Source organism: Secundilactobacillus yichangensis (genome assembly GCF_016861565.1).
Classification (GTDB): domain Bacteria; phylum Bacillota; class Bacilli; order Lactobacillales; family Lactobacillaceae; genus Secundilactobacillus; species Secundilactobacillus yichangensis.
The window spans coordinates 61717-88303 of the sequence record NZ_BOLK01000010.1; the positions used below are offsets into that span (position 1 = coordinate 61717).

At 45.8% G+C, this 26587-nt stretch carries 22 protein-coding genes; 8 read left to right on the forward strand and 14 right to left on the reverse strand.

Going from position 1 to position 26587, the window contains the following annotated elements:
- Window positions 1–95 precede the first annotated feature (95 nt).
- A complete protein-coding gene (locus JUE95_RS08745) occupies window positions 96–404 on the reverse strand; it encodes a hypothetical protein (protein WP_203650781.1) in 309 nt (102 codons plus the stop codon).
- Window positions 405–538: 134 nt separating this feature from the next.
- Between JUE95_RS08745 and JUE95_RS08750 the strand changes: the two genes are divergently transcribed.
- Window positions 539–1090: a biotin transporter BioY gene (locus tag JUE95_RS08750; protein ID WP_203650782.1), complete on the forward strand. Its 552-nt coding sequence runs from the start codon at window positions 539–541 to the stop codon at window positions 1088–1090.
- A 129-nt stretch (window positions 1091–1219) separates the two neighbouring features.
- Entirely contained in the window at window positions 1220–1684 is a 465-nt protein-coding gene (locus tag JUE95_RS08755) for a MarR family winged helix-turn-helix transcriptional regulator (RefSeq protein WP_203650783.1), read from the forward strand.
- 61 nt (window positions 1685–1745) lie between these two features.
- Here JUE95_RS08755 and JUE95_RS08760 read toward each other — a convergent pair whose 3' ends face one another.
- Genes JUE95_RS08760 through JUE95_RS08770 form a run of 3 tightly spaced genes read right to left on the reverse strand, consistent with a single transcriptional unit; the run spans window position 1746 to window position 3356 of the window.
- Complete coding sequence (locus tag JUE95_RS08760) at window positions 1746–2453, reverse strand: CPBP family intramembrane glutamic endopeptidase (RefSeq protein ID WP_203650784.1); 708 nt, start codon at window positions 2451–2453, stop codon at window positions 1746–1748.
- Between the two features lie 39 nt (window positions 2454–2492).
- Window positions 2493–2738 carry a hypothetical protein gene (locus JUE95_RS08765; protein ID WP_203650785.1) on the reverse strand — a complete coding sequence of 82 codons (246 nt, stop codon included), beginning with the start codon at window positions 2736–2738 and terminating at the stop codon, window positions 2493–2495.
- A gap of 21 nt (window positions 2739–2759) precedes the next feature.
- A complete protein-coding gene (locus tag JUE95_RS08770) occupies window positions 2760–3356 on the reverse strand; it encodes a hypothetical protein (RefSeq protein WP_203650786.1) in 597 nt (198 codons plus the stop codon).
- Between the two features lie 184 nt (window positions 3357–3540).
- On the opposite strand from JUE95_RS08770, the gene mscL reads away from it, so the two are divergent.
- The 4 genes from mscL (at window position 3541) to pgmB (ending at window position 9986) form a co-directional block, all read left to right on the forward strand.
- Window positions 3541–3912 (forward strand): large-conductance mechanosensitive channel protein MscL, encoded by a 372-nt coding sequence (mscL, locus tag JUE95_RS08775; RefSeq protein WP_203650787.1) that lies wholly within the window; start codon window positions 3541–3543, stop codon window positions 3910–3912.
- 155 nt (window positions 3913–4067) lie between these two features.
- Window positions 4068–6365 (forward strand): glycoside hydrolase family 65 protein, encoded by a 2298-nt coding sequence (locus JUE95_RS08780; protein WP_203650789.1) that lies wholly within the window; start codon window positions 4068–4070, stop codon window positions 6363–6365.
- 209 nt (window positions 6366–6574) lie between these two features.
- Window positions 6575–9292, forward strand: coding sequence for a glycoside hydrolase family 65 protein (locus tag JUE95_RS08785; protein ID WP_203650790.1), 2718 nt, complete (start codon window positions 6575–6577; stop codon window positions 9290–9292).
- Window positions 9293–9314: 22 nt separating this feature from the next.
- A complete protein-coding gene (pgmB, locus tag JUE95_RS08790; protein ID WP_203650791.1) occupies window positions 9315–9986 on the forward strand; it encodes a beta-phosphoglucomutase in 672 nt (223 codons plus the stop codon).
- Window positions 9987–10048: 62 nt separating this feature from the next.
- Here the strand turns inward: pgmB and JUE95_RS08795 are convergent, their stop codons facing one another.
- The 3 genes from JUE95_RS08795 to JUE95_RS08805 all read right to left on the reverse strand — a co-directional run bounded on the left by JUE95_RS08795 (window position 10049) and on the right by JUE95_RS08805 (window position 16134).
- Complete coding sequence (locus JUE95_RS08795) at window positions 10049–10699, reverse strand: TetR/AcrR family transcriptional regulator (RefSeq protein WP_203650792.1); 651 nt, start codon at window positions 10697–10699, stop codon at window positions 10049–10051.
- A 45-nt stretch (window positions 10700–10744) separates the two neighbouring features.
- The gene (locus JUE95_RS08800; protein ID WP_203650793.1) at window positions 10745–15079 is read right to left on the reverse strand and encodes a 2-hydroxyacyl-CoA dehydratase; all 4335 of its coding nucleotides are present in this window, start codon (window positions 15077–15079) and stop codon (window positions 10745–10747) included.
- A 284-nt stretch (window positions 15080–15363) separates the two neighbouring features.
- Window positions 15364–16134 (reverse strand): Cof-type HAD-IIB family hydrolase, encoded by a 771-nt coding sequence (locus JUE95_RS08805; RefSeq protein WP_203650794.1) that lies wholly within the window; start codon window positions 16132–16134, stop codon window positions 15364–15366.
- A 212-nt stretch (window positions 16135–16346) separates the two neighbouring features.
- Between JUE95_RS08805 and JUE95_RS08810 the strand changes: the two genes are divergently transcribed.
- On the forward strand, window positions 16347–17006 hold the full coding sequence (locus JUE95_RS08810; protein WP_203650795.1) for a deoxynucleoside kinase: 660 nt from the start codon (window positions 16347–16349) through the stop codon (window positions 17004–17006).
- Window positions 17007–17249: 243 nt separating this feature from the next.
- On the opposite strand, the gene JUE95_RS08815 is transcribed toward JUE95_RS08810, so the two are convergent.
- Complete coding sequence (locus JUE95_RS08815; RefSeq protein WP_235995378.1) at window positions 17250–17744, reverse strand: universal stress protein; 495 nt, start codon at window positions 17742–17744, stop codon at window positions 17250–17252.
- 12 nt (window positions 17745–17756) lie between these two features.
- Complete coding sequence (pepV, locus tag JUE95_RS08820) at window positions 17757–19172, reverse strand: dipeptidase PepV (protein WP_203650799.1); 1416 nt, start codon at window positions 19170–19172, stop codon at window positions 17757–17759.
- Window positions 19173–19376: 204 nt separating this feature from the next.
- Between pepV and JUE95_RS08825 the strand changes: the two genes are divergently transcribed.
- The gene (locus JUE95_RS08825; protein WP_203650801.1) at window positions 19377–20201 is read left to right on the forward strand and encodes an NAD(P)H-hydrate dehydratase; all 825 of its coding nucleotides are present in this window, start codon (window positions 19377–19379) and stop codon (window positions 20199–20201) included.
- A 53-nt stretch (window positions 20202–20254) separates the two neighbouring features.
- On the opposite strand, the gene JUE95_RS08830 is transcribed toward JUE95_RS08825, so the two are convergent.
- The 5 genes from JUE95_RS08830 to purM form a co-directional block, all read right to left on the reverse strand.
- Window positions 20255–21919, reverse strand: a complete 1665-nt coding sequence (locus JUE95_RS08830) for a putative polysaccharide biosynthesis protein (RefSeq protein WP_203650802.1) — start codon at window positions 21917–21919, stop codon at window positions 20255–20257.
- 354 nt (window positions 21920–22273) lie between these two features.
- Complete coding sequence (gene purD, locus JUE95_RS08835; RefSeq protein ID WP_203650803.1) at window positions 22274–23434, reverse strand: phosphoribosylamine--glycine ligase; 1161 nt, start codon at window positions 23432–23434, stop codon at window positions 22274–22276.
- Between the two features lie 22 nt (window positions 23435–23456).
- Window positions 23457–24986, reverse strand: coding sequence for a bifunctional phosphoribosylaminoimidazolecarboxamide formyltransferase/IMP cyclohydrolase (gene purH, locus JUE95_RS08840; protein ID WP_203650804.1), 1530 nt, complete (start codon window positions 24984–24986; stop codon window positions 23457–23459).
- Between the two features lies 1 nt (window position 24987).
- Window positions 24988–25560: a phosphoribosylglycinamide formyltransferase gene (gene purN / locus JUE95_RS08845; RefSeq protein ID WP_203650805.1), complete on the reverse strand. Its 573-nt coding sequence runs from the start codon at window positions 25558–25560 to the stop codon at window positions 24988–24990.
- Entirely contained in the window at window positions 25550–26587 is a 1038-nt protein-coding gene (gene purM / locus JUE95_RS08850) for a phosphoribosylformylglycinamidine cyclo-ligase (protein WP_203650806.1), read from the reverse strand. Before purM ends, purN begins: the two co-directional genes overlap by 11 nt.

Below are 26587 nucleotides of genomic sequence, written 5' to 3' on the forward strand. Positions count from 1 at the left end.
ATAGACTTATGGCACAGTCTCTTATACATAGTAAAATTCGCTGAGTCGCTTTTTAAAAAAATACTAACTAGTACCTTCTAAATATCCGCATCAGACTATTCCCCATCCGTGTTCTTCTCACCCTGATTCTTCGGCAATGAAATCACCGTTCCATACCCGTGTACCACCAAAAACTTCGGTGCAACGCTCATCCGCACAACTTCAGTGTTGAACGAAACGTCAACGATTCCATCGCCCTGCTTTTTCTTCGCCTGTTCGAACATTTTTTGCTTGGCCTGATCAAAAAGCCCATCAAACTTTGAAAACTCATCCGGCTTTTCCGAACTGAGCATGGTTGAAACTGTGACTGCAATCACACCTTTAATGATATGGGTCTGATTAAAACTGCCAGTTGACATAAACATTCTAACGCCCCCTCAGACGTCAATTATACCGAATACGATTAGGTCGCGCATTATTTTATGTAATTCCAGATTAAATACTTGACTATATCCAGTTCATGGTATAATTTCTAACATAACCTAGTTGGAGGTATATCATGAATTCAAATAAATCCTTGCTCAGTTGGATCCTTGCCAGTCAATTTGCAGCTATTCTAGTGGTTTGCTCTAAGATAACCGTTCCGCTTGGCCCGATTCCGTTAACCGGTCAAACCCTAGCAGTGGGTATCATCGCCTCACTGCTGACCGTTCGAACGGGACAAAAAGCGATTTTCCTATATTTATTGCTTGGCCTGATTTGGCTGCCCGTCTTTGCTGGCAGTTCAACCAGTTTAGCTGCCCTTTTCGGCCCCACCGCTGGTTATCTATGGGGATTCTTCGTTTACGTCACCCTCACCGCCTGGTGGTTAGAAAAACGTAAAAAGACTATTGCAGCACTGCTCACCGCTAATTTATTCGGTTCTATTTTGCAATTAATCATGGGTAGTCTTTGGCTTATTGTCAGTAATCAGCTAAGCTTGACGAATGCCTTTTTAGTTGGTTTCCTGCCGTTTCTGATTCCTGGGTTCATTAAACTCATCATGGTGGTAGCCATCGTTCAGCTGATTCAGCAGCGCGTTTCCTTACCTTTAGGAAGCGGAACCAATTAAAGGCATAAATATGATAATAATTACTTCAACTTTATAGACAAATTAGGAACAACACGATAAAATGACAACAACAGAACAATTTAGTTGCACACGATTAACCTGTGCAACAATTGGAAAGAAGGTTCTTATATGTCAAATACAACGCCACGCTTACTAGACGAACAGCTTTGTTTCGCCTTCTATAGCGCCAGCAAGAAATTCAATCATTTTTATCAGGATGCACTGAAACCATTTCATTTAACTTACCCGCAATACATCACCCTGCTTGCACTTTGGGAAACGTCACCGATGACGGTGCGGGAACTAGGCAGCCATTTGAACCTGGATAGCGGGACCTTGACACCGCTTTTGAAACGACTGGAAAAGCAGGGCTGGATCTCCCGTAAACGCAGTGATCAAGATGAACGGCAGGTCAATGTCGATTTAACCGATTACGCGTTAGAAAAACGTGATGAAGTTTACGCCCGGGTCAACGACTGTATTGATTTGATGGGATTTGACGACGTTGATTACAATCAGTTATTAGATCAGGTTCACCAAGTGATGACGAAACTGGATAACATCAGCAATAAAGATCTCATTCACGAAGCATAACAGCGAACAACTAAAAAAACTTTGACCCGAAAGAATTCAGGTCAAAGTTTTTTTATTTTACCTAATGAATCATAGCAGCCATACCGATCATCGCAATCAAGTTGTTAAGCATGTGTAGCCCAATCGACGCTCCTAGATTCTTGGTACGTCGGTACGTATACGCCAAGAAAAAGCCTAACGTCATGTAGATCAAATAACTAGCGATGGTCGTGCTGGCATGCGCCAGTGAGAAGAAAATGGCACTGACAATAATCGGCAGCCAGAAACGATCCGGTTTAAAAAAAGCGTTCATCAGATATCCGCGGAACAGCAGCTCTTCAGCAACGGGTGAGAGGAAAACCCCCGAAAACATCAGCAGGTAAAAGATCCAGTGGTCACTGGAAAGCAACACTTTGATAGCTTCATTATTAGCGGTCTGTGACTGATGAAACACACTGCGATTGATCAGATTAAACACCATCTCAACGGCAATCGCTGCCACAAACGTCATCAAAATCAGCTGAACTTCCTTGATCGTCGGCCAATGCCAGTAGGACTGATCAGTCACGTGTTTCAGACTGTGAATTAAGGCGAAAATAATGGCCAGAAAACCGCCAATATAAAGAACTGCCAGCGCACTGCGCAGTAAGATTTGATTCGAAGCTGCATTCCGAATCCAAAGCAGTACCACCGGAACTGCTTCAATGGCAACAAAATACGTTGCAAACAGTAACAGCCGAGTGAAAACCGATGGCTTTACCGGATCAGTTGGAAGTTTAAGTTGTTGCATATAGCCACCCCTATTATGATATCAGGCAAGTCAGCAAAACTAATGCTGCTGCCCTTCCTTGTTAGTTTGTTCAACGTCTTTGGATTCATTTTTCCGTGAGACGTTGGGTTTGTGAATCAGTAACAAATACAGTACCGTTACTAAAATCATGGAAACGAGCCACGCCACGGTCCACGTGATAATGGTCAATAAACCAGTTGCTGGCCAATCACGCGTCAGATACACCGTCATCCCGATGATCAGCGAAGGAAACAAAACGATTAAAAAATAAGCTAAGCCCCTCAAACGATAACCTCTTTTTCTCTATTAATGATAGTCCTTGGGCATGTACCGTTCCAAAACAGCCGTTACGCTGTAGGTTTTAAAACTGCCCACTTCAACGTAATTCAAATCGGCGTACGCTAACTTAACTTGCCAGCGAGCCTTTAAATCCGTGGGGTCAACGTCGTTTAAACGCAGCTTTTCATGTTTCAAGGACGCGATGAAACCGGTAAACGTCTTTTCAGTGCGGCCTGGATGGATACCCAAACTCACCACTTGATCGGCCTTAAAGGCCCACTTCAGCATGGCTTTTAAGATTGACCGCTGACTGAAATCCAGCTTGCTGAGGAGTTTTTCCACGTGCCAAATATCACCGTAATGATTTTCACGTGCCAGTGCGATAATGGCCACTAACGAGGTTAAATAATCGGACGAGGCAGCCACCTTTGAAATCGTATTGATTCGGATCACGATGGCGCCATCCGTAGCGCCGTTTTGATTCACCCGCTTCAGCAACAGAAACTTATCGTCTACCGCAACCACGTTTCCCGCTAAAAAATGACGGTCATCGCCATAACGGTAAATCTCCACCAATCGGCCCTTCTTCTGGGCAGCTGACAACTGTTCTCGAATTGTTTCCATATCTGGTCCTCCATGTAAAACATCGATTGGGTCCGCATTCATCAGTTTTCAATTTATTCTGTGATTTAAAGGTAGCAAGTTTAAAACAATAGTTCAAGCATATTGTTGCTAAACTGCATTTTTATTGCGAAATTGGCGGCGAATTCGATATGATTAAATTAATTAAACAATATGAGGTGAGTCTATGTTAAAAGATTTCAGGACGTTTATCGCCCGGGGAAACGTGGTGGACCTGGCTGTCGGTGTCATTATTGGGGCTGCGTTCACGTCCATCGTCACTTCACTGACCAAAAACCTGATCAACCCACTGATTGGTCTGTTTATCGGTAAAATCGACCTTTCCGGCTTAGTATTCAGTGTTGGCGACGCCCATTTCCGTTACGGCCAGTTCATTGATTCAATCATTAACTTTTTGATTATCGCCTTTGTAGTATTCTTACTGGTCAAAATGATCAATAAACTGATGCATAGTACCGAAAAGAAACCGGCGGCCCCCTCCGCTTCCGAAGCTTATTTAAAAGAGATCCGCGACTTGCTTGAACAGCAGCAAAAATAATTTTCACAGCTTGAATTCATACTGAATTTAAGCTTTTTTTAGTGCTTTTAATCCCTAATGTACCGCTCAAATAACAATTTCCGATTAAGGGTTAACACCAGATAGTTTTGCCTTATAATGGGCGTAAATTATCAATTAAATGGGGGACGAATCATATGGACGCAAACGATGCTTTTCAGATTCACTTGCAAAAATTACCGCCGCAGGACGAAAAAACCTTTGAGACGATTTATACACTGGGGAACGGCCACTTTGGTATTCGGGCATCTAACCCGCTGCAAGGCAACAACAGCCATTTTAACGGCCAGCCGGGGATGTTTGTGAATGGCTTTTATGATTTAACGGAGCTTTCCTACGGTGAGAATTATTCGGGCTATGCCCAGAACTCGCAAACAATCTGTCAGCTGCCGGATCCAAGGTTCATTATCTTTGAGGTAGACGGTATCCGCTCTGATGAAACACCCTATAACGTCAAGATGGTAGATAAGAATCTGGATATGCGTACAGGTGTTTTGATGGAAATCTTTGACATCGAAAGTCCCACCAACAAGCAGTTTCGGTTAACTCTGCAATCCTTTGCATCTCACGATAATAGCCACCTGTTTGTAATTAATTACAGCGTTTCGGCACTCAACTTTAACGGTGCCTTGACCATCATCAAACAGCATCCTTACATCAATCAGCAAATTCAAACTCATAGTGAGGACATGCGTGCTGCACAGCGACAAACTGTTTTAGATCGAACCTATCTTAAAAGTAAATTACCGATCATGATGATCAGCACCCGTAAAAGCCAGCTGGCATTAATTATCGCTCAACAGGCATTAAACGATAATCCAATGCAAGTTAGCATCCTAGATGACCTGCCAAGCTACAGCAAAACCTTCGATTTAACCCAGGGAATGGCGCAAAGTTTCAGTTTTGCTTACGCTATCAGCTCGCCTCATCCGCTGTTAAAAACGACCCTGTCGCAATCTGCTTTTGCCGCTTCGGTACAAAAACGATTAGCCGATAAATCATTTAAACAGTTATTAGATGAATCAGCAGCCAAGATCGACCAGTTTTGGGCAAACAGCGATGTGGAACTCGAGGGCGATGACACCATGGCTAAAGGCATCCGCTTTAATCTATTCCACTTATACCAAGCAGCCGGCAGAAATGGCTTAACTAGCATTCCCGCAAAAGGGTTAACTGGTCCTGGATATGAAGGCCACTACTTCTGGGACGCTGAAATGTTCATGCTGCCCTTCTTTACGTATACCGAACCAGCCATTGCAAGACAGCTGCTCCTCTATCGTTATCACACATTACCCCAAGCTCAGCATCGAGCACGTGAAATGGGTGTCAACAGCGGTGTCATGTTCCCATGGCGGACCATTAACGGTGAAGAATCCAGCAGTTACTATCCCGCCGGCACCGCCCAAGTACACATCAATGCCGACATTGCTTACGCGGTGGACACTTACCTTCGGGTCACTGACGACGATGATTTTCTGTTCAATTATGGTTATGAAATCATTGTCAAAACTGCTCGCTTTTGGTTAGCCTACGGGCACTGGGCAACTGATAAGGCGCATAAAGGCAAATTTGTAATTGATGACGTGACGGGGCCTGATGAGTATACCGCAATGGTTAGCAACAACTATTTTACTAACCGAATGGCACAAAATAATTTACACATTGCCGTCAAGTATTCAAAGCGGCTCAAGCACAATCACGCTGACAAATTGGCTGAACTGGACGTCACCGACAAAGAAATTGATGAGTTTAAGCTTGCCGATGAAGGCATGTATTTACCTTATGACGATGACTTGAAAATCAAAAAACAAGATGACGTTTCCACTACCAAGCCGGTTTGGCCGATCAAGGAAACACCGCGAAACCAATTTCCACTACTCTTACATTTTCACCCGATGACAATTTACCACTATCAAGTTAATAAACAGGCCGATACCGTTATGACTGATATTTTATTCCCTAAGAATCAGGATTTAGATCAGTTAAAACGCGACTTTGATTACTACGAAGCAATCACCGTGCACGATTCATCACTCTCACGTTCCATTTTTGGCATTCTAGCTCACCGACTGCATAACGCAGACGAAGCTTACCGTTATTTCAGACAGACGGTCATGATGGATCTGACCAACTCTCAAGGCAACACTGCGGATGGCGTTCACGCCGCTAATATGGGGAGCACTTGGTTAGGTTTAATTTACGGATTTGCTGGCTTAGGAATGGAAAATCGAAGTTTCAACTTATCACCAGAACTGCCAGAGGCATGGAGCCGTTTACGTTTTCGCATTTGGTTTCACGGCCGGCAAATCGAAATGACGATTACCCAAACGGAGATCATGGTAAAACTATTATCCGGTGATTCGCTGCAGTTTTACTTGAAACATAAACCCTTTACATTAACGAAAAATCATCTTGTGAAGGAATTTATAAAATAGGCTGATACCCGTCACTGCCGGTGCACATCAGTTTTCAGTCCCCTTTACATTAATTTACCATTGGCTAATGGTAATCGAAATGGTTACAAAACCTTTAAAAATAAGGTGTTTACGATTTCGTCGAGCCTTGTTGTTTGCGATATTTGTAACAAAACTTTATCATTGAGTTATGAGGCATTAAGAATTACTCATAGAAAAGAGGACTGATTATGAGAACAATTGCACTACGGGTCAAACAGGACTCAATGGAGCTTTTATATTCCAAAAAGGATAATCAAGAACCTTTCAGGAGCTTCATTATCACCTATAATCCTGAACAGACAATTGGCGATAATCTGGAGAAGATCAAGGTTGTGCTTGCTGGTTTAAAAATTGACGCAGCCATCCTTTTGAACTCCCTAGAGTACGATTTTTCTGACACGATTATCGGCATTAATCACAATCGCATCGATATCGGTTTAGCATTAACCAACATGCTGAACATTCCGGTCGTTGCTCAAAGCGACGTCGAAAAAAACGGTCTAGCTAAGGCAGTTAAACGCAAGGAACGATATAACGAGTGGCACCTGGACTACTTCGGTGAGTACGAAAAGAAACGCAACTATGGTCAAGAGGCCATGCTCACTGTTGGTAATGGTTTCTTTGGCTTGCGCGGTGCTTACGTAGAAGCACACGCGGACGAAGACAACTATCCGGGGACTTACGTTGCTGGCGTCTATAATCAGCTGACGACTAAAATCGGCGACCGTGATGTAACCAACGAAGACCTGGTCAACATGCCAAACGCCCAGTTCATGACCTTTGGCGTGGACGGCCAGCCGCCATTTACCATCAACAAGAAAGATATTCAAGATATTTATCGTAGTTTGGACCTGAAGCACGGGGTTCTACGGACCGCCATGCACGTCCAGCTAACTACCGGACATGATTTGTCGATCGTTACTACAAAGGTCGCCAACATGAAGAACTGGCACGACTACGCCATCAGCTACGCGATCACCCCACTAAACTTCAGTGGGACCCTGCAGATCTATTCAGAAATTGACGGCACCGTTACTAACGGCAACGTTGACCGCTACCAAGATTTTGACCAGCAGCACCTACAGATCACTGGCATGAGCTCCCGCGACAACGAGATGTACATGACCGGTGAAACCAAAACCTCCCACATTCAATTCATTGTTGGGAGTAATTTGAGTGTCAGGGGTCAAAAGACGCAGCCGCAAATTGCAGTCAAGAATGAGAACAACCGGTTGCAGCAGGTGCTTTCAACCGACGTCAGCGTTGGTAAAACCTACCAGTTCGAGAAAAACGTCACCATTTACACTGATCGGGAAACCGCTGCTGATTCACTGCTTGAGGCAGCTAATCAGGATATTTCAAAGGCTTCTTACGAAAACACTGCTAAGCAAAGTGAAGATTACTGGAAGCAGGCTTGGAACAACTTTGACATTAAAATTGATACGGATATCACTAGCCAAAAGCTGACGCGGGTTAATCTATTCCACACCATGGTTTCAGCCGCCGCTGTTGGTTCAGGCAAACTGGACGCTTCAGTGGGCGCCCGTGGTCTTCACGGCGAGGCTTATCGTGGCCACGTTTTCTGGGACGAAATGTTCGTGCTGCCATTTTACACGCTGCACTACCCAGAGTTAACCAAGCAATTATTGATGTACCGTTACCGGCGTTTGGACGCTGCGCGGGCCTATGCTAAACAAGAAGATTACGATGGTGCGATGTACCCATGGCAATCCGGGGAAACTGGTGATGAGCAATCACAATTCCTGCACTTGAATCCGATCACCCACCAGTGGGATCCCGATAACAGCCGCTTGCAACGGCACGTTTCCTTGGCCATTGCCTACAACGTGATCAACTACACGCAAGTTTCCGGCGACCATGAATTCATGGATAAGTACGGACTGGAAATGCTGCTATCCATCGCTAAGTTTTGGATCAGCGCCACAACCTATGACGAGAAAGAAAAGCGCTACAGCATCGCCCACGTTATGGGTCCCGACGAATTCCACGAAAATTATCCTAATGCTGACGAACCCGGTTTAACCAACAACACCTACACCAACATCATGGTGGCATGGCTGTTTAACTACCTGGTTGAACTGAAACCGCAAGTACCGAAGGGAACTTTTAAGAACGTTCAGAAGAAGAGCGCCTTTGACGACTCCCTCTTCGACAAGATGACGGATATTTCCCACAAGCTCAAGCTTGATATTAATAAGAACGGGATCATGGCGCAGTTTGAAGGTTACTTTGACCTGCCAACCCTTGATTTCGACGCTTACCGTCGTAAGTATGGTGACATTTCCCGGATGGACCGGATCCTGAAGGCGGAAGACAAGACACCGGATGCTTACCAAGTGGCTAAGCAAGCTGATACCTTGATGGCTTACTACATCCTAAACATTGACGAAGTTGATAAGATCCTCAATCAGTTGGGTTACCACATGCCAAAGGAGTATCTGACCAAGAACATTCAGTACTACCTGAACCGGACCACCCACGGATCAACCCTTTCACGGATTGTCTACTCAGTTCTTACCGAAATGGACGACAACATGGATCAGTCGTGGTCACTGTTCAGCCAAGCACTGTTCTCTGACTACTACGACATTCAAGGCGGCACCACTGCCGAAGGGATTCACCTGGGTGTCATGGGTGCAACCTTAATGATTGAAACCCGGAACTACGGCGGTGTTGACAGTTTAGGCCGGGAAATCAACCTGCATCCTAACCTGCCCGCTAAGTGGAACTCAATTTCGTTCAAACAATTTATTCGCGGTCACTGGTACAACTTTATGATTACTCAGTCTCAGATTCACGTCACTGCTGACGCGGATTCTACCGTTCAATTCAAGGGCAAGTCAATTGAATTGAAAGCTAACCAAGAAAAGGTTATTGATTATTAATTTAACTTAAGGAGTGTTTCTCATGGCAACTTTCAAACAAATTAAAGGTTTCGTTTTCGATCTAGACGGTGTCATTACAGACACGTCACTCTACCACACCAAAGCATGGCGGCAATTAGCCGAAAAGCTGGGCGTCACATGGACCAAAGACCTGGAGGAAGGTCTGAAGGGAATTTCCCGGATGGACTCCCTGGAGCTGATTTTAAAGTCTGGCGGCAAGGAAAACGACTATTCACACGATGAAAAAGTTGCTTTAGCCACCGAAAAGAACACCAACTACGTCAACGAAATTAAGAAAATGACACCAGCTAATATCTTACCCGGTATCAAAGATTTCTTAGATGACTTACAGGATAAGGGATATCTCATTTCGTTAGCCTCTGCTTCTAAAAACGGCCCTACCGTTTTGAAGCAGCTGGAACTAACGGATTACTTCCCGAAAGTAGTCGATCCCGCAAGCCTGTCGAAGGGTAAGCCAGATCCTGAAATTTACGTTAAGGGTGCTGAACTTCTGGACCTAGCGCCAGAAGAATGCATCGGTGTCGAAGATGCTGCAGCCGGAATTCAAGCCATCAATGCTGCCAACGAAACTTCAGTTGGTATTGGTGATGCTAAGACCCTTTCAGCTGCTGACGTTCGCTTTGACGATACCTCGCAGATGACTTTAGCAAACATCGAAAAAGCAATGGCTTAACTGTTAATCTCGAATAACCAAAAGTAGCTTCAATTAGTTAGAAAACTAATTGAAGCTACTTTTTAATTTCTAGGCTTCAAACCATCCAATAAGAATTCACAAACTTCATCCGTCGTTTTATCAATATCCAGCGGCGCATCACTCATGATAATGTTGGGTATCAGATACCCAACGATCACGCCACTAGCCATACGAACGATTCGCATAGAATCCCAATCCACCAGTTCGCCTTTTTCCTTATACTCGTGGAACAGGGTATCAACGCCGCCCTCAAGCAGCTTGCTTAACCGCTGCGTCAGTTTGGTCATGATTGATGGATTCTTGACCATTTCTTGAATGAAGATCTTCATTTCCTGGCGATTATCCATGGCGTATACGATCCGGTCGTGCACGGCGTACCGTAAAAACGCCTCAAAGTTTTCAAACGGATTTTGGTGCAGGGTCAACAGAAATTCCCCCGCGACTTGCGGAAAAATATCATGAATGAACGGGTTCAAGATTGCCTGGCGTAACCCGTCCTTAGTTTTAAAATGCTTAAAAACTGTCCCTTCAGAAACCCCAGCTAAGCGCGCAATATCCAGCGTACTGGTATTTTCATAACCCTTCTGCGCAAACAGCGTCAGACTTGCCTTCAAAACGCTTCGCTGCTTCTCTGATAAATTGGCTGTTTGAATATTATTTGCGAATAACGTTTCAACGTCAGTATGTTTCATATCATTTCCCCACTTTAAACTGTCCCATGACTTACCGACTGATGACTACCGACCACTGACCGGACTGCTGAGCTTGGCCGATTGAGGCTGAACAGCTGGCTGTTCCGAAGTGACCTGCGGCTTTTCCGCTGCTAAGTTTTTATTAGCCGTGGCTAGCATTAGTCGAATCCGGTTTAATTGATTAACCACTGAAGTACCCGGATCATAATCAATTGGGGCAATGTTTGCGCACTTAAACTGACGCCGCAGTTCTTTGATCATACCCTTACCCACGATGTGATTAGGCAGGCAGCCGAATGGTTGCATGCAAATGATGTTTGGCACGCCGCTCTTGAGCAGTTCGATCATTTCACCAGTCAAGAACCAGCCTTCACCAGTTTGATTCCCCAGTGACAGGATCTTGCTGGCATCGTCAGCCACTTCTTTAATCGCTTCACTTGGTTCAAACCGGTTCGAGGCACTAAGCGCTTTTTGCATTGGCTGTTCACACCATTTAATAACTTGCATGGCGAATTCAGCAAACCACTTAGCCTTGGCGGAAGCACCTAAATGCTGGTACTTGTAAATCTGATTATACAATGAGTAGTTCATGAAGCCAACGATATCTGGGACAACGGCTTCGGCACCCTCTTTTTCCAGCAGGTGCACGATGTCGTTGTTGGCGATTGGTGAGTACTTCACCAGAATTTCACCCACTAAACCAACTTTCGGCTTACGGACTTCGTTCAGTTTGACAGTATCAAAGTCCTGAACGATTTCGTTGACGTTGCGTTTGAATTCTTTAAAGCTGCCCTTTTCAATGGAAGGCCGAACCAGTTTCAGCCAGTCTTCGTGCATTTTATCGATTTGACCAGGCTGTGTTTCGTACGGCCGGGTACGGTAAACCACCGTTTCAAATAAATCACCGTACAGGAAGGCAATGGCAACTCGCCGTAACAGCGGTAAGCTCATCTTGAAGCCAGGAGTTTCTTCCACTCCTTGATTGCCTAGTGACAATGAGACCACTGGTACTTGACCAAAACCGGCATCTTTCAACGCCTTGCGGATCAACGGAATGTAGTTCGTTGCCCGACAGCCGCCACCGGTTTGAGTCATCATGACAGCGGTATGATCCACATCATACTTACCGCTCTGGAAGGCTTCTACCATTTGACCGATGGAAATGATGGCCGGATAGCAAGCATCGTTATTGACGAACTTCTGACCCACATCCACCGACTTCCGGTCGTTCATTGGTAAATTAACCACGTTATAGCCCGAAGCACGTAACGCCACGTCAACCAGCCCGTGCTGGTGAATTGGTGACATCATCGGCAGCAATAAGGTGTAGCCCTTCTTGTGCATATCAGGGGTAAAGTCAACTGGTGTGGGATCATCGTGGAGCTTCATTGGCATGATCTTGCGGTTCTGGCGTTCCTTCACAGCCGCCTTCAGTGACCGTAACCGAATTCGAACGGCACCCATGTTAGTCCCTTCATCAATCTTCAAGGAAGTATATAGCCGGTTGTACTGGCTCATGATTTCTTCAACCTGGTCAGTATCAATAGCATCGATCCCGCAGCCAAAGGAGTTCAGTTGCACAAATTCCAGTTGCGGTGTCTTAGCAGCAACCCTAGCAGCAGCGTACAACCGTGAGTGGTAAACCCACTGGTTGACGACCCGTAAGCCCTTAACATCGCCTAAATGGGCAATGGAATCTTCAGTGAGCACGTGGAACCCTTCAGCAGTCATAATTTGCGAAATGCCGTGATTGACCTGCGGATCCAAGTGATATGGCCGGCCAGCAAGCACGATGCCGTGTTCGCCGGTGGTCATCAGCATCCGCATGGTATCTTCACCGCGATTGCGGATCTGCTGCTTGAAGTCTTCCAGTGCTTTATAACCGGCTTCCAAAGCCGTTTTAATTTCTGAACGGCTGATGTCGAATTCACTCAAAGCATCGTAAAGGTTGTTAGCCGTTCCCTTTTTATCCGCTAAGTTCAGGTATGGTGAAATCAAATCCACCTTTCCGGAAGTGATTTCATCTACGTTGTTGCGGATCACGTTAGGATACGACTGCACGATTGGACAGTTAAAGTGGTTATCAGCGTTCTTATTTTCAGCAACTTCGTACACCACAGCTGGGTAGAAGACCGTCTTATAACCCCGATCAATGAGGGCTTGAATGTGACCGTGAACTTGCTTAGCTGGGTAGCACACCGTATCTGACGGAATGGTTTCCATGCCCTTTTCGTACTGTTGCGCGTTTCCCTTTGGTGACAACTGCGCCCGAATGCCCAAGTGACGGAAGAACGTCTGCCACAACGGGTAGTTTTCATACATATTCAGTACCCGAGGAATCCCAATGGTACCGCGGTAGGCCAGCTTTTTGCGCAGTGGCCGGTAGCTGAAGAGCAACTTGTACTTTTCGGCAACCAGATTGATCTTACCGTTATCCTTTGGTACCCGCTGCTTCATTCCGCGAGCTTCCCCACGTTCGCAGCGGTTACCAGTCACGAACCGACGGCCATCATTGAAAACAGTGATGGTCAACGCACAGTTATTTTCACAGGCGCCGCAGTGCATGTATTCTTTATTGAAACTCAGGTTATCCATCTGATCAAGGGACAGCAAAGTGGTTTCGTCACCAGCCTGGTAGCCCTCTTTAGCAATCAATGCAGCACCGTAAGCGCCCATCAGTCCGGCAATATTTGGTCGAACAACTTGGGTACCGGCAATCTTTTCAAACGCCCGCAGAACGGCTTCGTTGTAGAAGGTTCCACCCTGGCAGACGATGTGGTGACCCATATCTTCTACCTGACGCATCTTGATTACTTTAAACAGCGCGTTTTTAATGATTGAAACGGATAGGCCAGCAGCGATGTCGCCAATCGTGGCCCCCTCTTTTTGAACTTGTTTCACTTTCGAGTTCATGAAGACGGTACAACGTGATCCTAAATCTGAAGGGTGCTTTGCCAGCAATGCTGCCTGCGCAAAGTCCTCAATTTTATAGTTTAATGAAGTTGCAAAGGTTTCTAGGAACGAACCGCAACCAGAGGAACAAGCTTCGTTTAATTTGATTGTGGACAGCGCGTCATTTTTAATGGTCATGGCTTTCATGTCTTGACCACCGATATCCAAAATAAAATCAACTTCGGGATCAAAGTAGTGTGCTGCTTTATAGTGGGCAACGGTTTCCACTTCGCCAATATCAACCATCAGCGCGTTTTTGATCAAATGTTCACCGTAGCCGGTAACGGCAGCTTTCCCAATGGTGACACCAGCTGGAATCTTACTGTACATATCCCGCAGGATCGTTTTAGTTTTCTCCAGCGGATCACCATCATTATTGTCGTAATAAGTGTATAAAATCTTATTGTCATCACTCATTAAAGCGACTTTAGTAGTGGTAGAACCGGCGTCAATACCGAGATAGGCCACACCTTGATAGCTGGCAAGATCACGGGTTTCAACCTTTGCCATGGCGTGCCGTTTACGAAATTCCTGTAACTCATTGTCGTCTTTGAACAGCGGTTCCAAGGAATGACTCGGGTGCATCCCAGAATCATCACCGTTAAGCAATTGATTCAACAGCTTATCCAAAGTGGTTGTCGGCTGGTCATAGGCGTACAGTGCGGCCCCCTTGGCCACGAACAGTTGCGGATCTTCTGGGAAGACGACTTGTTCTGGCGTCAATTTTAACGTTTCAATGAACCGGTAACGTAATTGATCCATGAAGTATAGCGGACCGCCCAAGAAAGCCACGTTGCCACGAATCTTGTGGCCGGCAGCTAAGCCAGAAATTGTTTGATTGACCACGGCTTGGAAAATGGAAGCCGCGATATCCGCCTTTTTAGCGCCATCATTGATCAATGGCTGAACGTCGGTCTTAGCGAATACCCCGCAGCGGCTGGCAATGGGATAAATCGTTTCAGCATCCTTAGCCATCACGTTTAATCCGTTGGCATCCGTTTTAAGCAGGGTTGCCATTTGGTCGATGAAGGCCCCGGTACCACCGGCACAGCTACCGTTCATCCGCTGTTCCAGTGAATCACCGAAGAAGGTAATTTTGGCGTCTTCACCGCCCAGTTCAATGGCCACGTCCGTTTGTGGAATCAGTGTTTCAACGGTTTTCGTGCAAGCAATCACTTCCTGAATAAATTTCAGCTGCAGCAGGTTGGCTAGGCCAATCCCGCCGGAACCTGTAATGGTACAGGCAATTTGAACATCGGCACCAAGTTCAGTGATTGCTTCTCGCAAAATTTTTTCACTGGCTGCTTTTACATCTGAATAATGGCGTTCATACCGCGCGAAGACGGTTTGGTTGTTTTGATCCATGACCACGAGTTTGACCGTTGTTGAGCCAACGTCGATACCGCCAAAATAATTTGTCTTTGTCATTTCTCTCACCTCTGCTTATCTGATAAACGAATGCGACGACTGCAGCCCATTCGCTTGATTATCTACCGATTGACACGCCTTACCTAAAAAAAGTAAAGTGACTACTCACTTAGAGTAACCGATAAATGGTACCGGTTTCAATAGCATATGGAATTATTAACTTTATAGGTAAATCCGTCGGAATTTTTACGCAGAATATTATCGGAATATTATTCCTACACAAAAATGGCTCAAAAGCCTCTTACTCAGAGTCTTTCAAGCCATTTTTGGATTACCGCATTACTTCACTTAATTAAATCATAATGTCTCAAACCGTTCACGATACCATCATCCATATTAGAGGTTGTCACGTAATCCGCTTTCTCCTTAGCCAGCTTGTGACCATTGGCCATGGCAATTGGGGTATCGACCATATCAAACATCTGCAGATCGTTTAACTGATCACCGAATGCATACGTGTGAATGTTCTCCAGATGTGCTGCCTCAAGTAAAATCTGGATCCCGGTCTTCTTGGAAACACCAGCTTTCATGGTATCAAGTGCCCGAGGATTGTTTCGTACTAATGACAGCACACCCTTAAAATGTTCTTGATACTGTTTTTCCTTATCTTCATTAAAGACGTTCATAAAGTTGATGGTTTCATGATGATAAAAATCAGGATCCACTTTGGCATCCAGCCGCAGCAGCTTAAAGTTTTCCTTGGTGGCGTCATTTTCCTGGTTCAAGCGAAAACCGCGGTTGTTAAAGTAAGCCACCGGATCGCCCTGCTGCTTGGCATAGTCGGTAAAGTCGTTGATCACATCTTCTGGAATCACTTCTTGGTGGAGTTTCTTGCCCTGATACTGAACGTAACTGCCGTTAGCACTAACAATAGTGTCTAAGCCGGTTTCATCTAACACGTACTGGACTTCAAAAATGTTACGGCCAGTTGAAATCACGGAAAGAATATTATTCTGTGACATCTCTTTAATGGCTTTAATACTGCTTGGCAAAACGTTTTTGTCATCATCAAATAAAGTCCCGTCTAAATCAAAAAATACGATTGCATCATACATTTCACACACACGCTCCTTTATCCCTTTAATTCAATTATACTACTAGTTATTTTGACCACGGCCGTTAACGCCTTAGCCACTATCAATCTTCAGGAACGCTGATGAATCCGCGAATAAAACGCTTAACATTCAAAAAGTTAAAAAGAAGATGTAGTATCTCTCAAAACTATGGTACACTATATCTTGCATATTTTATTAAAAGAGGGGCTATTATGGTGATTATTACAGCCGGAATGATTGGTGTTGGAAAAACAACTTTAACTGGAATGCTTGCGGAACACTTAGGAACCAAGGCATTCTTTGAACCAGTGGGCGAGAACCCAGTACTACCTTTATACTACTCAGATCCAAAGCAATACGGGTTCTTATTGCAGATCTACTTCTTAAATAAACGCTTCTCCATGATCAAACAAGCCCTCGCAGATGATAACAACATCTTGGACCGTTCCATCTACGAAGATGCCCTGTTTACTAAGGAAAATAACGCTGAAGGTAACATTAGTGATACCGAACTGTCAGTTTACCTCAAACTGTTGGATAACATGATGAACGAACTGAACACGTTGCCAAAGAAGGCACCAGATTTGCTAGTATACGCCAGCAGCGATTTCGATACGATCCTCTACCGCATCAAGAAACGCGGCCGTGATTACGAACAAATTGATAGCCACCCCGAATTGGAATCTTACTACTACAAGATGTGGTCAGCTTACCAAAAATGGTTCGATGACTTTGACGTCAGTCCTAAGATCAAGGTTGATTTACAACACTATAACCTTGAAGATCCTAAGAACGTGCAAACCGTTCTAGCTCAGGTTGATGACGCATTAAGCAAGATCAGAAACACGGATTCAATTCCAAACGCAATGTAAAATTAGGAACGAGTGTGTGACAAAACTCGGTAGATTCCAGAATTTAACGTAAAAAATACCTACTCCGGCGAACTTTGTCGGAATAGGTATTTTTTTGCGTTAAATGCCCGGAATCTGAGTTTTGACACATGATTAGGCTACATTAAAGTGTTGAACTAAACTACGATCATAACAAAATTTAGCTAATAAGTTGATTGAAATACTTACCAACATAAACTTATAGCACAACCCGTTTTCTTATCTCTATAAATCCTTAAGCTGTTGATTATCCAGATCAGTTCGTACGATTAACACATCTACTTGGGCATTGGCCACAACATAAACGGCATTGGAACCCATCATCATCCGTTCAACCACGTTGGCACCAGTGGCACCCATGACGATTAAATCGATAGCCAGTAATTGCGGCAGATTCTTCGCCAGCTCGATTTTTGAGTTGCCAAAGGTTACGTGAATCTCGACTTGTTGAACACCCGCTTTGATTGCCTGATCACGATAACCAGCAACCAGCCGGTCCATTTTAGACTTGAACTCATCCAAAACGTCCGGATCAACTGCACCAAAACCAAACTTGGACTTGCCAATATTGGTCAGTGTGCTGACATTCAGTACGGAAACAATAAAGAGTTTCGAGTGGTTACGCTTAGCAACTGCGATTGCTTTTTGAACCGCCCGCTTAGCTTGCTTGGAACCATCTACACCGACCATTACGTTTTGATAATTACTGAGCTGTGCCAATGCCATCACTCCCTATTCTGGTAATTCGTTTGCCAGTGCTTCAATCGAACGGCCGTAAATGGCCATTGCCATCATCAAATCAGAAATTGGCTGGAACTCGTCAACTTGGTGCATGGTATCTGGTGTGTGATCCATAAATAACGCACCAAAGGCCACACCCCGCTTCATCAGCCGGCCATAAGTACCGCCACCGACAACTTCCGGCTTAGCAGTTTCGTTGCCCGTCATTTCACGATAAGCGCCCATTAATGTGGTGACGATTGGGTCCTTAGGGTCAACGTAGTGCGGTACCATTTCACGGCCCTTGCTTAATTCAAAGTGATTTTGATCGGCCACTTGGGTGAGCTTCGTTTGAATATCCTCGGCTGTCATCCCCTTTGGATAACGGAAGTTCAGCACGATCTTGCCAGTTTTACCAGCGGCAAAGTCCATTACACCGATATTCATGGTCAAATCACCCATGATATCGTCAGTAAAGGCTAAACCAAGCTTGTGAACCCGGGAATCATCGTGGAGATCGCCGCCGACCAGCTCTAGAAATGCTCGCGCATCACCGCCAAAGTCTAAGGCTTTCAAGAATGAAGCCAGATAAGTACCGGCGTTGATACCGTTTTTAGGCTCCATTCCGTGAGCAGCTTTACCAATCACGTGGAAGTGAACACCATCAGTGTCAATATGAACGTCACCGGTAACGGGCGCTTCGTCAAGAAATGCAGTGAAGTCACTGACCAGCGTTTCGTTATCGTCAGTTTCAACCACCGCGTGAGCATCTCGTGGCACCATGTTTTCACGTAAACCAGCGCTGAACTGGTTCAATTTATACTGACCGCCATTTGAACCCTGAGTGGTCAACGTAAACGTAGCGTTCCCTTTTTCACCGTTGATCAATGGGAATTCTGCGTCGGGTGAAAAGCCCATAGTTGGTTCTGGCTGAGTCTCAAAGTAGTGCTTCATACCCGTCCAGCCGCTTTCTTCATCGGTGCCCAAGATGAAGCGCACCTTCTTGTTAAGTTTGATACCCTGTTCCTTCAGAATCTTCAAACCGTAGTAGCAAGCCAGTGCCGGTCCCTTATCATCAGAGGTACCACGGCCATACAGATTGCCGTCTTTTTCCGTTAAAGTAAATGGCTCAGTTGACCAGCCTTCACCTGCTGGCATAACGTCCACGTGGGCCAAAATAGCAATGGTTTCATCACCTTCGCCGTATTCCACGTAACCCGCAAGGTTATCCAGGTTAGTCGTCTTGAAGCCGTCTCGCTCAGCCATTTTCAAAAAGGCTTGCAGGGCTTGTGCGGGGCCAGGTCCCAGTGGCATATCAGCCGTTTTTTTAGAATCGTCACGGACACTTTCGATGGCGATCAGTTTCGTTAAATCATCTACATAAGCTGTTTGATGTTTCTGAGCAGCTGCTTTCCAATCAATTGACATTTAAGTTCCTCCCAATAGTGGTTTCTCAAGTACCATTCTAGCATACAACTGACTTAGAGGGGAGCAGACTGCTGGGCTTACCGGTAAAATAATTTTGCGGAATTAAGGTTCCTATTAAGCTGAAATGCTGACTAAAATCAGCCACAGATTTAAATCATAATGCTATACTCAAGTTAAGGCTTTAATTATAGGAAGGCGATAATTGTGGAAAAATTAACTGACAACATCCTGACTAAAACAATTCGGGTCCGGCCCAAGGAAAGTCATAAGGGAACTTACGGCCGGGTTTGCCTAGTTGGGGGTAATGACCACTTTGGTGGCGCCATCCTTATGGCAACTGAAGCCAGTGTTTACAGCGGCGCGGGGCTGAATACCACGCTGACGGATCCCAGTAACTTTGTCAGCTTACATTCACGGCTGCCCGAAGCAATGGTCGCTGATTTTTCCAATCGTGATGAATTAACCGACTTAGTTTCAGCTGCTAATACCGTGGTCGTTGGCCCTGGGCTGGGAACCACAGCGTTGAGTCTGAACGTATTGCGTTCTGTTTTCGATACGGTGGCTACCAGCCAAACACTGATTATTGACGGCTCAGCAATTACGCTGGTGGCTAAACATCATCTTAAGCTGCCGCAGGCCAAGCTCGTGTTTACACCACATCAAATGGAATGGCAGCGGTTGTCCGGCATCAAGATTGCCGATCAAACCGACGAAGCCAATGAGGCTGCCCGGCAACAGTTAGGCGGTATCGTCGTAGTTAAATCACACCAAACTAAAATTTACACCCCAACTGGGAGCTTTTTAAACACCGCTGGTACTCCTGCCCAAGCAACCGGCGGTATGGGCGACACGCTGGCTGGCATGATTGCCGGCTTTACTGCCCAATTTGCTGATCAGACTAACGCTGTGCTCGCGGCGGTATATGCTCATAGTGCCATTGCAGATGAACTCGCACAAAACCAGTACGTGGTTCTGCCAACGCAAATCATTCATGAAATTCCCCGCTACATGCATGAACATCAAAAGTAAGACAAAAAACTTCGCTATCTCCCAAACACCGGAAATAGCGAAGTTTTTTATTTTTATTTAATACGCAGCATAGCTCTCAGCCGTCGCATCCGATCACCCAAAACAGTGTCGGCCAGTCGGGTCCGCAGAACGAGGTAAACGTAAAGATAACCGGCGATCCCCACGGCAACGATTACAACAATCAAACTGCCGATCCGCGAATCAACCACCATAAAGCTGCCAACAACACGACTAGCACCCCTCACAAGCAAGTACGCAATCCCGCACATTAGAAGCGAAAATGCCAGTACCCCGTTCACCTTCTTGGCAATGCCCGGAAAATCAACGCCAAAGGCTTGATTCAGCCAGCGGATAATCAACATGTTAGCTACCAAGAAGCCAACGGTAGTCGCCACTAGCGGGCCGAAAACCCCCATGTAATGAATGCATGGCCACTGGAGTGCCAGCTTCACAATTGTCCCCACCGCGAAGTAACGAACCGCCCGTTTATTCTGGGAGACCCCTTGCATGATAGCAGAAGTCACACTGAACAGGCCCAACATGATCGATTCAAACGCAGAAAAGGCTAGTACCGCAGTTGCCAAATCTTTGTGCGACGTACCGTAAAAGATAATGTTTAACGGGTGCGCAATGGCTGCCATCCCTAGGGCACTAGGAATCATCACAAAAGCAAATAGTAACATGGCGTTAGTAAGCTGATGACTGATATCTTCGCGATCATTTCGGGTATAGGCTTCAGACAGCAACGGCACCACCGTAATGGCTAATGCTGAAGACAGCGAAACGATGATCATGATCAACTTGTTGGCGTTAACACTGAACATCGCAAATAAATTGTTCAGCATAACCGTTGATGTGATGCCAGTACTTCGCATGAAATTAAAGAAGGTATACTGATCGATCAACTGAAAAATGGTAATACCAGCACCCAGCACAATAAATGGCAGGGCTTGCTGCAAAATTTCCTGGTAAAGCTGTTTGGCCGGAACCACAATCTCATTATTGCTATTGAGTACAAGCGAATTAAAAGACGAGCGATTTTTTAAATAGTACCAAGCTAACGTCAATGTTCCGGCAACGGCGCCCACGCAAGCGGCAAACGTCGACTGCGAAACGGCTGTGATCCAGCTACCATGCAGCACTCGCATAATAACGAATGCCGATCCCAGCATGTAAGCCACCCTAGCAAGCTGCTCCACGAATTGCGAAATAGCTGAAGGTGCCATTTGCTGATAACCTTGGAAGAAGCCTCGAGAAAGACTCATTACGGGAATGATCAGCACCGCCCACGCTAATGAATGCAAAACGGGAACTACTCGCGGATCGCCGCCATCAAATAACGGCGCCCCAAAGAAGAGTAACGCTGCGCAGATCAGTCCGGTTAAAGCGGCCAGAATAAAGCCGTGTTTATAAAGCCGGAAACCCACGCCATATTCGTTCATGGCGTTATAGTGTGCGACTTGTTTAGCAATTGCTGATGGAATCCCCGCAATGGCCGCAATCAAGAAGAAGCTGTAGATGTTATAACCCTTTCCGTAAAGGGCATTCCCCTGGAAGAAGTAGCTGCCAAACCAGATACCCCAAGGAATAATGTAGAGGGCACCAAGTATCCGTGAAAGAATACTGCCCGCTGTCATCCAGGCAGACCCGGTCACCATCTGGTCTTTTGAATCCGGCACCATATTGCCGCCTTCATTGTGATTTGACGTCTCAGTCATTTAAAAAAACCTGCTTTCATTCGTCCATTTTTTGCAAATACACATTATTTTAATATTTTTTAGAGCATTGAGCAATGCTTTATGTAGAAGTCTTTTAACTACTTTACCATAAGCTTTAATAATAACAGTTTTATGCGCCATTACGTATATTTTTAAACATCTTTAATAATTTAAACAAAAACACTATGATTTTCGGCCAATACTGACGAAAATCATAGTGTTTTTCTTCTTCATACTCTCAAATTAACCGCCGCATTAAGCCACTCACTTGCCAATTGCATGAAAACCGATGTCATGTCTGAACGTATAGGCGCTTTGATCCACTGCCGCGTCCAAAACAGCATTCACCTTAGTTCAAGCCGCCTTTAAAGTCGCTGCTTTTGCGGTAACCATTAGAACCCGACCGCCATGGCTGACAATTTGATCACCCTGCTGCTCAACACCGGCATAACTGATCTCAACGTCAGGGTCAGTGATTACTGGTAACGACCGGCCGTTCATGACCGAACGGGGATAATCCCGTGACGCCACCACCGTGCCAAGGTAGAACTCACCCTTTTGCCACTCAGCTTCTGGCTGCTTTCCCTGTTTCAACTGAAGAATCAGCTCGCCTAAATCACTTTTAAGCTGCGGCAAGACGACTTGGGTTTCGGGGTCTCCCATCCGAACGTTGAATTCGATGACTTTGATGCCACTGGCAGTATTAATCAGACCAGCGTACAGAAAACCGTTAAATGGCATGTCAGCATCAGCCATACCTTGCAAAATTGGTTTGATAATTTGATCAACCGCCTCCTGTTTCAAGCGATCATCAATATGCGGAACTGGACTGTACGCTCCCATACCACCAGTATTTGGTCCCATGTCGCCATCGGCTAATCGCTTATGATCCTGCGCAATCGGCATGGTCACAAACGTGGTGCCATTGACCATCGCAAAGAGTGAAAATTCTTCACCCTGCAAATAATCTTCTACGAGCAATTTTTTCGAACCCGTTGACGTTAATTTTTCAACCGCTGCCATGGCTTCCTGTGAGGAATTAGCAATGATGACACCCTTCCCGGCAGCCAGACCATCCGCCTTGATTACCAACGGCGGTTCTTGACAATGAACGTAGGACAGCGCCACGGTCAAATCAGTAAACTCCCGGTAACTGGCCGTTGGTACGCCGCTTTTTTGCATCATTTGCTTAGCAAAAGTTTTGGAAGATTCCAACTGAGCCGCCTGTTTATTTGGACCGAAAATCGGTAAATTCTTCTTTTCAAAATAATCCACGATTCCGGCAGACAACGGCTGTTCGGGACCAACTACGGTGCACTGCACATCATGCTGGCTAGCGAATTCCGCCAGCTCAGGAAAGGCCATTTCTTCTATGGCAACCGTTTCAACCCGTGGCAGTTGATTCATCTTCACGTTGCCGGGTGCCACGTACACTTGTCGATTGGGCACTTTTGCCAGCGTCTGAGCCAAGGCATATTCACGACCGCCGCTGCCGACCACTAACCAGTTTTCCATCTTTCTGCCTCCCCATCTGAAATTAGTGTTTGAAGTGACGTACGCCGGTAAAGACTAAGGCAATACCGTACTCATCCGCTTTATCAATGGAAGCTTGATCCTTGATACTGCCACCTGGTTCAACAATTGCCTTAATACCGTGTTTAGCTGCGTACTCCACGCAGTCGTCCATTGGGAAGAAAGCATCGGAAGCAACGATTGCTTCATCGTAGCCCGTCTTTTCTTCCGCTTTGTCCACCGCAATTTTCAAAGAATCGATTCGGTTCATTTGACCGGCACCTACACCAAGCGTTTGGTTGGCCGTTGTCACAACGATGGCGTTGCTCTTCACGTGTTTAACCACGGTTTGACCAAATTCCAGCGCCTTTAATTGTGCTTCCGTTGGCTGAGCTTTAGAAACCACTTTAAAGTCACTGACCGTTTCGTGAACGGTATCAGCATCTTGGTAAAGTGCCCCACCAAGCACCGTGACCATATCCTTTTGATTAGGATTCATCTTACCGAAGTCCAGGGTCATGATGCGCAGATTCTTCTTCTTTGCCAAAACTGCGTAGGCATCGTCATCAAATGCTGGGGCAATGATAATTTCCAAGAACAAGGCGTGCATTTTTTCGGCTGTTGCCAAGTCCACTTTCCGGTTCAACGCAATGATCCCGCCAAAAATGGAAATTGGGTCGGACTCATAAGCTAAGTTCCAAGAAGTAAGCAGGTCATCACTAACACCGATTCCACACGGGTTCATGTGCTTTAAAGCAACAACGGCTGGTTTGTCAAAGTCAGCAATGATTCGCAGAGCGGCATCAGCATCCCGTAAATTGTTATACGACAGCGCTTTGCCGTGAAGCTGGGTAGCATTGGCTAAAGAGTATGCAGCCGGAATGGGTTCCTTATAGTAGGCAGCAGCTTGATGACTGTTTTCGCCGTACCGCATATCTTCGACTTTTTCGTAAGTAACTGTCAGTTTATCTGGGAATGGTTCAGTAGTCATGTATTTAGCAATTAGCGCATCGTAAGCAGCCGTTTGGCGAAAGACCTTAGCAGCTAAATGACGTCGATAGGCATTATCAACCTGGTCATCATCAAACCGTTTTAGAAATTCCGAATAGTCAGCTTGATCAGTGATCACCGTAACGTCTTGGAAGTTCTTGGCGGCTGCCCGGAGCATGGACGGCCCGCCAATATCAATCTGCTCGATGGCCTCCGCATCCGTTACGCCGTCTTTTTGAATCGTTTCTTTGAAGGGGTACAAATTGACACAAATGAGATCAATTGGTTCGATTCCGTTTTCCTTTAATTTAGCCATATGCTGAGGGTTGTCCCGCTTTGCTAAAATACCCGCGTGAATTCGGGGATGCAAAGTTTTTACCCGTCCATCCAGCATTTCTGGAAAGCCTGTCACGTCCTCAACGGCGGTTGCTTTAACACCACCGTCAACCAACGTTTTTAGGGTTCCGCCTGTGGAGATGATTTCAAAACCGCGTTTCGTCAATTCTGATCCAAATGCCACAATGCCAGTTTTATCAGACACACTCAATAATGCTAATTTAGCCAAATTAAAGCACTCCTTTTTCAATTAATTGACGTACTGTTTTCGGGTATAACAGATGTTCAACCTGATGAATCTTTGCCTCTAAACTTGCTAAAGTGTCTTCGTCACTCCGATATACCGCCTCCTGAGCAATGATTTCACCGGTATCCACACCGCCGTCAACGTAGTGAATCGTGACGCCGGTAACCTTAACGCCGGCGTTATAAGCGTCTTCAATCCCCTGGCGTCCCGGAAATGACGGTAATAACGCTGGGTGAATGTTGATGATTCGCCGTGGAAAAGCTTTGAGTAACGTTGAACCAACAATCCGCATGTAACCTGCAAGAATGAGGCCGGTAACGTGATAAGGTGCTAAATCTTGAAGCAAAACCCTTTCCCGCTCTGCTTTGCGCACACCCTTTTTTGGCACTGACATAATGACTGGGATTCGGTGCCGCTTAGCACGCTCAATCACCGGCACATCAGCCTGGTCACAAACTAAAACGCAAATTTTAGCGGGTAAATCCGCATTGACCAGCGCTTCAAAATTAGTGCCATTACCGGAAGCAAAAACGGCAAGCCGCGATTCATTCTTCATATTGGACTGGCTGCTCACGCCGCTTCACCACCTTACCGATTGTTTGGGTTGCCATTTTCTGCTGATTCAGGGTACTCCTAACCTTATCAACGTTTTGCTGGGAAACTACCAAGACCATTCCGATTCCCATGTTGAAGACCTGGCGCATTTCTGTCAGCGAAACGTCGCCGGCATCCTGCAACAGGTTGAAAATTGCTGGCACTTCCCAGCTGTTGGGGTTAACCAACGCCGTTAGTCCAGCCGGAATCATTCGACCAAGATTATCCGCTAAGCCACCGCCAGTAATGTGTGCCATGGCGTGCAGATCATTAGCCTGAACCAGTGGATACACCGACTGGTAATACAGGGTGGTAGGCGTTAAAAGTTCATCAATCAATGGCTGGCTCAGCCCCGGATAAACTTTCTTCAGGTCAAGTTTGGCATCAGCAATGATTTTACGCACCAGCGAATAGCCGTTGGAATGGACTCCGCTGGAAGCTAAGCCCAGCAACACGTCGCCTTCCTGTACCTTCATCGAACCAAGCAGCTGCGCCTTATCGGCAATTCCCACAGCAAAACCGCTTAGATCATAATCCTTGGAACGATAAATTCCCGGCATTTCGGCCATTTCACCGCCAATCAAGGATAGTCCCGCTTGGCGACAGCCTGCGGCAATCCCCTTAACGATCGTCATGACCTTATCAGGTTCTAGTTCACCTAAACCGATATAGTCGAGAAAGAATAATGGCTTGGCCCCCTGCGCCAACACATCATTGGCACACATGGCTACGAGATCGATACCAATAGTGGCGTGATTGTCGGCTTCAATGGCAAGTAATAACTTGGTACCAACACCATCCGTTCCCGAAATCAGTACCGGCTGATTGAGGTGGCCGAGTTCCGATGTCAACTCATACTCAGCACCAAAACCGCCTAAACCGCTCAATACGTTACTATCGTGCGTCTGACTAACGACTTGCTTAATCTCAGAAACGGCTTCTTCACCAGCATGAATGTTCACGCCTGCTTGTTCGTATTGACTGGTCAA